At 31.5% G+C, this 9,982-nt stretch carries 8 protein-coding genes; 5 read left to right on the forward strand and 3 right to left on the reverse strand.

The genetic code is table 11. The features are described 5' to 3' along the window. Positions 1–240: 240 nt before the first annotated feature. Genes QZZ53_RS15495 through QZZ53_RS15510 form a run of 4 tightly spaced genes read left to right on the forward strand, consistent with a single transcriptional unit; the run spans position 241 to position 6,464 of the window. Positions 241–1,368, forward strand: a complete 1,128-nt coding sequence (locus QZZ53_RS15495; protein ID WP_296386352.1) for an aminotransferase class I/II-fold pyridoxal phosphate-dependent enzyme — start codon at positions 241–243, stop codon at positions 1,366–1,368. After that, positions 1,362–3,257 (forward strand): nucleoside-diphosphate sugar epimerase/dehydratase, encoded by a 1,896-nt coding sequence (locus tag QZZ53_RS15500; protein WP_296386354.1) that lies wholly within the window; start codon positions 1,362–1,364, stop codon positions 3,255–3,257. The genes QZZ53_RS15495 and QZZ53_RS15500 overlap by 7 nt, the downstream gene beginning before the upstream one ends. 42 nt (positions 3,258–3,299) lie before the next feature. Beyond that, positions 3,300–4,076 carry a polysaccharide biosynthesis/export family protein gene (locus tag QZZ53_RS15505; RefSeq protein ID WP_296386356.1) on the forward strand — a complete coding sequence of 259 codons (777 nt, stop codon included), beginning with the start codon at positions 3,300–3,302 and terminating at the stop codon, positions 4,074–4,076. A 21-nt stretch (positions 4,077–4,097) separates the two neighbouring features. Continuing rightward, positions 4,098–6,464: a polysaccharide biosynthesis tyrosine autokinase gene (locus tag QZZ53_RS15510; protein ID WP_296386359.1), complete on the forward strand. Its 2,367-nt coding sequence runs from the start codon at positions 4,098–4,100 to the stop codon at positions 6,462–6,464. Between the two features lie 61 nt (positions 6,465–6,525). Here the strand turns inward: QZZ53_RS15510 and QZZ53_RS15515 are convergent, their stop codons facing one another. Continuing rightward, positions 6,526–7,698 (reverse strand): proline dehydrogenase family protein, encoded by a 1,173-nt coding sequence (locus QZZ53_RS15515; protein WP_296386360.1) that lies wholly within the window; start codon positions 7,696–7,698, stop codon positions 6,526–6,528. A gap of 97 nt (positions 7,699–7,795) precedes the next feature. Here QZZ53_RS15515 and aroB point away from each other — a divergent pair, with 97 nt between their 5' ends. Continuing rightward, entirely contained in the window at positions 7,796–8,866 is a 1,071-nt protein-coding gene (gene aroB, locus QZZ53_RS15520) for a 3-dehydroquinate synthase (RefSeq protein ID WP_296386362.1), read from the forward strand. Here aroB and QZZ53_RS15525 read toward each other — a convergent pair. After that, positions 8,863–9,378: a DinB family protein gene (locus QZZ53_RS15525; RefSeq protein ID WP_296386364.1), complete on the reverse strand. Its 516-nt coding sequence runs from the start codon at positions 9,376–9,378 to the stop codon at positions 8,863–8,865. The two genes, aroB and QZZ53_RS15525, sit on opposite strands and share 4 nt — an antisense overlap. 66 nt (positions 9,379–9,444) lie before the next feature. After that, positions 9,445–9,924 (reverse strand): winged helix-turn-helix transcriptional regulator, encoded by a 480-nt coding sequence (locus QZZ53_RS15530; protein ID WP_296386367.1) that lies wholly within the window; start codon positions 9,922–9,924, stop codon positions 9,445–9,447. Positions 9,925–9,982 lie beyond the last annotated feature (58 nt).

Raw genomic sequence — 9,982 nt, forward strand, 5'->3', positions numbered from 1 at the left:
ACATAGCACTATGTATCTGTTTATTTGTAGGCATTTTCTACTTAAAACAAAACTATTCTTCAATTAATTTATTCATTATCTATCTATTAGTCAACAACGTAAATATCTGCTTTTTATCGTCTTTATTTGGGAGGTCTCACATTATTAACGCATATTTATCCCATAATTAAATTGTGTCCCAAATCCCTCTAAGACATGAAATTGAGATAGTAATATAATATTACTTAACAATTTTTGCCTATGAAACCTAAAATATGGTTGTCATCGCCTCATATGAGTGGTGCCGAACAAACTTACATTAAAGAAGCCTTTGATTCTAATTGGGTTGCTCCATTAGGGCCAAATGTTAACGGCTTTGAAAGTGATTTACAATCTTACCTTAATGAAGATCGGCATGTTGGTGCTTTAGCATCTGGCACATCAGCTTTGCATTTAAGTCTTATAATTCTTGGAGTTTCCGCCGGTGATGAAGTCATTTGCCAAAGCAAAACGTTTTCAGCATCAGCTAATCCTATAGTTTATCAAGGCGCTACTCCAATCTTTGTTGATAGTGAAAGAGATACATGGAACATGTGCCCTGAGCAGTTAGAAATTGCTATTAAAGATAGAATTGCTAAAGGCAAGAAACCTAAAGCAATTATTCCTGTACATTTATATGGAATGCCATATAAGGTTGATGAGATTAATAAAATTGCAAAAGCCTATAACATACCAATAGTTGAAGATAGTGCAGAATCATTAGGTAGTCATTATAAAGGTCAGAATTGCGGAACCTTTGGTGACTTATCAATACTATCATTTAATGGTAATAAAATAATAACAACCTCTGGAGGTGGTGCAATTGTTACCAGAACTTCAGAACAAAAAGAAAAAGCTATTTTCTTAGCTACGCAAGCTAGAGATAATGCACCTCATTATTTACACTCACACATTGGTTACAATTATAGAATGTCTAACATTGTGGCTGGTATAGGTCGTGGACAAATGACCATTTTAGATAGTCATGTTTCCAAACGTCGTTCTAATCACGAGTTTTATATAAATGCTTTTAAGCATATTGATAAAATTACGTTTCTACCAGAGCCAGAAGGTTATTTTTCTAATCGTTGGTTATCTTGCATACAATTAGATTCCTATCCAACTAGAGAAGGCTTAAGACTGGCTTTAGATAAAGAGAATATTGAATCTAGACCTTTATGGAAACCAATGCATCAGCAACCAATTTTCAAGGATTCACCTAGTTATCTTAATGGCGTTTCTGACGAATTATTTGAAAATGGTTTATGCCTACCTAGTGGATCTAATTTATCTGATATAGAATTAGATAGAGTAGTTTCTGCTATAAATACGTATTTTGCATCATGTTAGTAAAATTTCTACATAAAATATCTAAGAAATACGCCTCAAAATGGCTAGTATTACTATTTGATATATCTATTATAGTAGCTACATTTTTCTTAGCATACTTAATAAGATATAATTTTAAAATAGATTTTGATTTTTCTATCTTATTAAGACAAGTCCCTTACGTAATGGTAGCTGCTGCAATTAGTCTAATAGCAGTGGGTTCTTATAAAGGCGTAGTAAGGTTTACCGGGTTTAAAGATATTGTTAACATTGTTATTGGTGCTAACATCTTAGCCACCTTACTCATTTGCTGCACTTTCGCAAGTAGAAAAGTAATACACGAAGATACAATATTCAATATATCTGGTTCTATTATATACATCCACTTATTATTAAATATTTTATTTTTAATTGGAGCCAAACTCTTTATTAAGTCTGTTTACAATTACATAACTCAAGATTTTAATTCCATATCAAATGTTCTAATTTTTGGAGCTGGTAATTCCGGAATGCTTACTTACGATGCAATAAATAATGATACTAAGAGCGGTCTTGAAGTTGTAGGTTTTGTTGATGATGATGAACGAAAGATTGGTAAAAAAATAAATCTACTTAGAGTATATAATATCGACTCTATTGATGAAAATTTTATAGAAAAGAATAATATTGAAGATGTTATAATTTCGATTCAGAATATTGAACCAACGCGATTATTACAAATTACTGGGAACCTCTTTTCGCTCGGTCTTAAAGTTAAAATTGTACCACCAGTTCAGAATTGGATAGATGGAGATTTAAGTGTTGGTCAAATAAAAGAGGTTAAAATTGAGGACTTATTGGGTAGAGATCCAATTAGTATTAAGAATCCAGATTTAGAAGATCAGTACGACAATAAAGTTATTTTAATTACTGGTGCTGCTGGCTCAATCGGTAGTGAAATCTGCCGAAAAATTAGCTTATACAATTACAAAAAACTAATTCTAGTTGATAATGCAGAATCTGCACTTTACGATATACAACAAGAATTTAGGCAATTAGGTCTAGAAAATGTTGATGCTATTGTGGCAGATGTTCGTAATAGAACAAGAATTGATCAAATATTTAATCAATATAAACCAAAAATTGTTTTTCACGCAGCTGCCTATAAGCATGTCCCATTAATGGAAAATAATCCATTTGAAGCGGTAAGTGTAAACATTGGTGGTACCAAAAATGTAGCTGATATTGCTGTAAAACATAGCGTAGATAAGTTTGTGTTAATTTCTACAGATAAAGCGGTAAACCCAACGAATGTAATGGGCGCAACTAAAAGAATTGCAGAACTTTATGTAACTTGCCTTAAAGGCAAAGGTCACACTAAGTTTATTACCACAAGATTCGGAAATGTTTTAGGGTCTAATGGCTCTGTAATCCCATTGTTTAAAAAACAAATTGAAAAAGGTGGTCCTTTAACCGTTACGCACAAGGAAATTACACGTTATTTTATGACCATACCAGAAGCGTGTCAGCTCGTTTTAGAAGCAGCAGCTATGGGTAATGGTGGGGAAATATTTGTATTCGATATGGGAGAACCAATTAAGATATTTAACCTTGCTACCAATATGATTATTCTTTCAGGTTTACGATATCCTGAAGACATAGATATTAAAATTACCGGCTTAAGACCTGGTGAGAAAATTTATGAAGAACTTTTAGCTGATGGTGAAAACACAAAGAAAACCTATCACGAAAAAATTATGATTGCAAAATCTAGACATGTAGATATCTTTAATGTTGAAAAACAGATTAATAAATTAACTGATATAAATTCATTAACACAACCTCTAGAAATTGTATCATCTATAAAGCATTTAATACCAGAATATATTTCTAATAATTCTACTTACGAAGTATTAGACACTAAGAAATAAACCAAATTTTATTAACTAAACCTAATAATAAACAACTAAAAAATGAAAACTCGTATTCTATTAGTATCAGCATTAGTGATTGCTATGCTTACATCTTGTGCATCGCGTAAAAATATTGTCTATTTTCAAGACGAACCACTAGAAGAAGGTGTTTTAATGTCTGAGCCAAAACAAATAATTTACAAGCCAGATGATATTTTAACAATAAATGTTTCTGCGTTTCTTCAAGAAACTGTTGCTCCGTTTAACCTAACTGTAGGTTCAAATAACAGCAATAACGTAACAGGTGTTCAAGGTAATTTACAGCTTCAAACTTACTTAGTAGATTATAACGGTAATATAGAATTCCCAGTCCTAGGAAGGCTAAAAGTAGCTGGTCTAACAAGAACTGAACTCACTTCTTATCTTACAGAACGTATTAGTGAATATGCAAAAGACCCTATCGTTAATGTGAGATTATCTAATTTTTCTATAACGATTATTGGTGAAGTATCTAATCCAGGTACATTTAATATCCAAGATGAAAGAATAACAGTTTTAGAAGCCATTGGTCTTGCAAATGATTTAACCATTTTTGGAAAACGTAAAAACATTCTTATTATCAGAGAAGTTGATGGTAAAAAGAAATTTGCAAATATCGATTTAACTTCAATAAACACTGTTAATTCACCAGTGTATTATTTGCAACAAAACGATGTTATTTATGTAGAACCAAATAATGCAAGAATACGTTCATCTACGTACAACCAAAACAATAGTGTACTAATATCTGCAATTGGTACATTAACCACTGTTATAGCAGTATTCTTAGTAAAATAATAGTATTCATTTATATTCTTTATGGAATCTAAACCCAATTCTGTCACTGTTGACATAAAACAAAAAGTAGAATTATTTCTTTCATATTGGAAATGGATTATTCTTTCAATTATTGTTGCTGTCCTTCTCGGATATACGTATTTGCGCTATACAACTTATGAGTATAAGGCTAATGCTACGATTAAAATCAGAGATGAGAAACAGGCAACTAAACTGCCTGGCATAGAAGATATTGGCACTGATGGTTTATTCTCCCAAGGAACTGATAAGATTAAGGATGAGATTAAAGTTATTCAGTCTCGTACTATAGCTGAAAATATTATTAAAACTTTAGATCTTAATATTCGTTGTTTTGCTGAAGGTAAAATAAAAGAAAAAGAGTTGTACACCAATCCCCCTATTAAAGTTAGCTTTTTTGAAAGTGATTCTGTAATTAATACCCTAAGCAAAAATCTATATCTTAAAATAAAGTCTTCTACAGAATTTATTATGTTTAAGGACGACGGTAAATCTTTATTAGACAGAGATGATCGTGAAGGTAAAGTATATGCATTTGGTGATAAAATCGACACTAATTATGGTGGGTTTGTACTTGTACCTAATGTTGGTTCTAATGCTCCTAATATTGGCAGTAACTACAAAATAAAAATCAGACCTGTTACAAGTCTTGTAAATGAATACCAGACTAAAGTAAAAATTTCTACAGAAAAAGGGTCTAGTGTTATTAAATTAGAGCTTAAAGAAACTGTGGCACAAAAAGCTGTAGATTACTTAGATCAGCTTATTGTTGAGTATAATAAAGATGTGCTCTCAGATAAAGAAGAGGTTATTAAGGTGACTTCAGACTTTATTAATAATAGACTTAAAAAAGTCTCTATAGAGTTAGAGGAAGTAGATTATACAGCTGAGCAATTACAAAAAAAGAATAACCTTACCGCTTTAAGCTCTCAAGACAATATTAATTTACAAAGTGGACAGCAGTTACAAACTCAAATCTCAACTACTTCAAATAATATACAATTAGCTTCTTTTTTACAAGATGAGTTAAACAGTGAAGATAGAACGAGTGACATGTTACCTGCAGATATTGGTATAGGTGATTCTAATACATCACAGGTCATTAAAACACACAACGAATTAGTAGCGCAGCGTGATAGAATTTTAAGAAACTCTACTGAAAAAAACCCTGTCGTTATTCAATTAAATAATCAAATAGCTACGGTTAAACAAAACCTTCAAAGCTCTTTGATTAGTATTAAGGAAACATCTCAACTTACGCTTAATAATTTAAATAGAGAAAATGCCAGAATACGTGGACAACTCTATCAAGCACCAACAAAAGCAAGACAGTTTAGAGATATTAAGAGGCAACAAGATATTAAGGAATCTCTTTATTTATATCTATTGCAAAAAAGAGAAGAATCTGCAATAAGCCTTGGTATGTATTCACCAAACGCGAAAATAATAGATAATGCTTACTCGTCTTATCGTCCTGTTGCACCAAATAAAACGATTACTTATTTGGCATCATTTATCGTTGGCCTTTTACTTCCTATTGGGTTTATTTATTTAATAGACTTATTAGACACCAAAATTTATGGAAGAGATGATCTTGTTAAAATCCTTAATATTCCTTACTTAGGAGATATTCCTAAATCTTCTAAAAAGACAAGACTTATAAATAAGGTGGATTATTCGCCAAAAGCTGAAGCATTTAGAATTGTGAGATCAAATATCGATTTTATGCTTAAAGATGTAAAAGGTAGATCTAAAAAGTTATTCGTCACTTCTACAAAGGCACAAGAAGGAAAATCTCACACTAGTACTAATTTAGCATCTTCTATCTCTTTTTCAGAAAAGGCTGTACTATTAATAGAAATGGATATTAGAGTACCAAAAATATTAGACTATTTAGGAATCAAGGAAAAGCCAGAAAAAGGTCTTTCAGATTATATCGCTGATAAATCTATTAAACCTCAAGATGTTGTAGTTAAGCATCCTGAAAACACCTTTTTAGATATTATTCCTTCTGGAACTATTCCACCAAATCCGTCAGAATTACTAATGAGTGATAGAGTTGAAGAACTCTTTAATTATTTTGAAAACAAATATGACTACATTGTTGCAGATACCTCTGCTGTTGGTTTAGTAAGTGACACATTGCTGATTTCAAAATTTGCAGATATGTTTGTATATGTTGTGAGTGCAGATGGTGTTGACAAAAGACAGCTTACACATGTGGCACAAACACTTTATGATGAAAAGCGTTTACCAAACATGACAATGTTACTTAACAGTGTAAGAACAGGAAAGAAAGGTTATGGCTATGGTTACGGCTATGGAAACAACCCAAATAACAAAAAGAAATGGTATAATTTCTTCTCATAAAAGGAATAACCTACTATCAAACATAAATTTTCAATAAATGCCTTGTCAAATGATAAGGCATTTATAATTTACGTCGCTTTTTCTCAGTCTTTAATAAAGATAACTCTCTGTTGGTTTGACCAGCAACTGAGGTATTCTCTTCTGCTCTTCTAATCAAATAAGGCATCACATCTTTTACTGGTCCAAAAGGAATATACTTAGCAACATTATAACCTGCTGCAGCCAAATTAAAACTAATATGATCGCTCATACCATATAATTGACCAAACCACACATTATTGTCTTGTTTAGTAATATTATATTTTTCCATTAACTCTAAAGCTAAATAACAACTCGCCTCATTATGTGTTCCTATAAAAATCGAAATATCCTTTAGGTTTTCTAATATGTAGCTCAAAGTGGAATTAAAGTTATCATCTGTAATTTTTTTAGTGTCACAAATTGGCGACTTATACCCTTTCTCTTCCGCTCTTTTGCGTTCTTTTTCCATATAAGCTCCACGCACTATCTTCATTCCTATTTTAAAACCATCTTGCTTAGCACGTTCATGCAACTCTTTTAAGTAGTCTAAGCGATCCCATCGATAGGCTTGTAGTGTATTATAGACAATTGGCTTATCTGTATTATAGATTCTCATCATATCTTCTACTAAGTCGTCCGCAGCATCTTGCATCCAACTTTCCTCTCCATCGATTAATACCTCCACATCTTTTTCTTTAGCTAACTTACAAACAGCATCAAATCTTTCAACTATTCTATCCCACTCTTCTTGTTCTTCTTTTGTGAAATCGACTCCTTCTGTCTTTTTTTGATATAAATGAAATCTCCCAAATCCTGTAGGTTTAAAAACCACAATTGGCATTGCCTCTTTCTCGTCGCAGAAGCGAATGATTTTTAATATTTTTTTTAAGGCATTATCAAACTGATCTTTTGTTTCTTTTCCTTCAACAGAATAATCTAAAACCGAACTCACTTTTTCTGTAAACAAATTATCAATTACAGATAAACAATCGTCTTCACTAACTCCTCCACAGAAATGATCAAAAACTGTAGAACGAATAAGTCCTTCTACAGGTAAATTAGCTTTGAGTGCAAAATTTGTCGCAGCAGTACCAATACGAACCAAAGGCTGAGATGAAATCATTTTAAACAAAAAGTAAGCACGTTCTAATTCAGAATCTGATTTTAGTGTAAAAGCAGTGCCTGTATTTTCAAAAAGTGAGTGATCTATCATAGGTTTAAAGAATATAAACACAAATATATTTAGAAGTCGTTTACTTTTTTTTAAAAAAAGGAAGTATTTTCACGCCATCAAATTAGATAATTCTAAGATGGACTCAATTTCGACTAAAAATTCCGTTGTTTATTTCAATTCTGAAGTCTATTCAGAATTAAACAATTATATAAAAACTAAAAATCCTTCTAAGATCTTTATCCTAGTAGATACAAATACTCATGATGATTGCTTACCTCAATTTTTAGAACGTATAGAATCTAGAGAGATCATTGTTGAAGTTATGGAAATGCCAAATGGCGAAGACCATAAAACTATAGATATTTGTATGGGTGTTTGGGAAGCCTTATCAGAGTACAATGCAGATCGCAAAAGTTTATTGATAAACCTTGGTGGTGGTGTTGTTACTGATTTAGGTGGCTTTGTGGCTAGTACATACATGCGAGGAATTAAATATATTAATATCCCAACAACGTTGTTAGCTATGGTAGATGCTTCAGTTGGCGGAAAAACTGGTGTAGATTTAGGAGCCTTAAAAAACCAAGTTGGTGTTATTAATGAAGGTGTAATGGTTGGTGTTGACACTTCTTTTTTAGGAACCTTACCTCAAAATGAAATGGTTTCTGGCTTTGCAGAAATGCTAAAGCATGGTTTAATATATGATAAAACGTATTGGCATACACTTACACATCTCGAAAATTTGGATATTTCGGATTTAGATCGTTTAATATATGATTCTGTTGTTATAAAAAATAAAGTGGTTACTGAAGACCCAAGAGAGTTAGGCTTAAGAAAGATTCTTAATTTCGGACATACACTAGGACATGCTATAGAAAGCTACTTCTTAGAACATGCTGATAAAACACCTTTACTTCATGGTGAGGCTATTGCCATAGGAATGCTTTTAGAATCCTATTTATCTACAAAAATCTGTGGCTTAAGTTCTAATGATTTCGAAAATATAACTGAAGGCATATTAAAAACCTTCTCTAAAGTTTCGATTAGTAAAGCTGAACAAAAAATTATAATAGAATTATTAAAACACGATAAAAAGAATAGTCATGGTGTTGTTAAATTTGTACTTCTAGAAGCTATCGGAACTCCAAGAATAGATTGTGTTGTAAGTAATGAGCTTATTCTAGAAGCTTTCGATCACTATTCTGCTTAGAGATAACGCTCTTTTATCACTTGGTTATGATGGTTTTCATGGCCTGTAATAATATAACCTAATGCTCTTACTGAAATTGGGGAACCACTCGCCTCACCTATTTGTTTTAATGTGTTAGAATCAAAACTATTATAAAGCACAATAGTTGCATACCTAACAGCTTTGTATTCTTCAATCAAGCTGTCTAAACTTCTAGCTTTAGTATTACCATTGATTACGTAATCATCTTGTTCAAAACCTGCTAAAGGTGTTTTGTCTTGCCTAGCAATTCGCATTGTTCTATAAACAAAAACACGCTCAGTATCAATAATGTGAAGTAAAATATCTTTTACAGTCCATTTTCCTTCGGCATAAGCATAATCGTGTTTCTCTTGAGGTATACTTGAATAAAATGATACTACAGCATCTAAATTTTTTTTTAATCCTTTTACAATGACATCATCTGAAGCATTGTTTATATAATTTTTATAATACGAATTGTATTCGCTTTGGTTTAGGCTATTTGTAATCATAATCTAAATTAAACAAAAAACCCTTAGAATATCTATGGGTTTTTAAATTTTATAAACTGACAAAATTTATAGTTCGTTAAAAATAGTATGCATTAAACGTTTTTTATCATTAATACTCTCTTCTAAAGAAATCATAGTCTCTGTTCTATACACACCTTCTATATCATCTAGCATAAAAATAATTTCTTTTGCATGCATCGTATCTTTAGCCCTAATCTTACAAAAGATATTAAACTTACCTGTAGTAATATGAGCAACTGTTACATAAGGAATATTATTAATACGCTCTAAAACAAATTTAGTTTGTGATGTATTCTGAAGAAAAACACCAACATAAGCTATAAACGAATATCCTAATTTTTTGTAATCCAAGGTTAATGAAGATCCTCTAATAATCCCAGCTTCTTCCATTTTCTTAACACGTACATGAACAGTACCTGCAGAAATCAATAATTTTTTTGCAATATCTGTAAAAGGAATACGCGTATTATCGATAAGCATATCTAGGATTTGGTGATCTACTTCGTCTAATTTGAATTTTGCCATAATTGAATAATCTTTATTATATACGCAAAAATAGAAGATTTTTATTGACAATTATGTA

Origin of the sequence: Winogradskyella sp. (assembly GCF_016744625.1) — a bacterium.
Taxonomy (GTDB): Bacteria; Bacteroidota; Bacteroidia; order Flavobacteriales; family Flavobacteriaceae; genus Winogradskyella.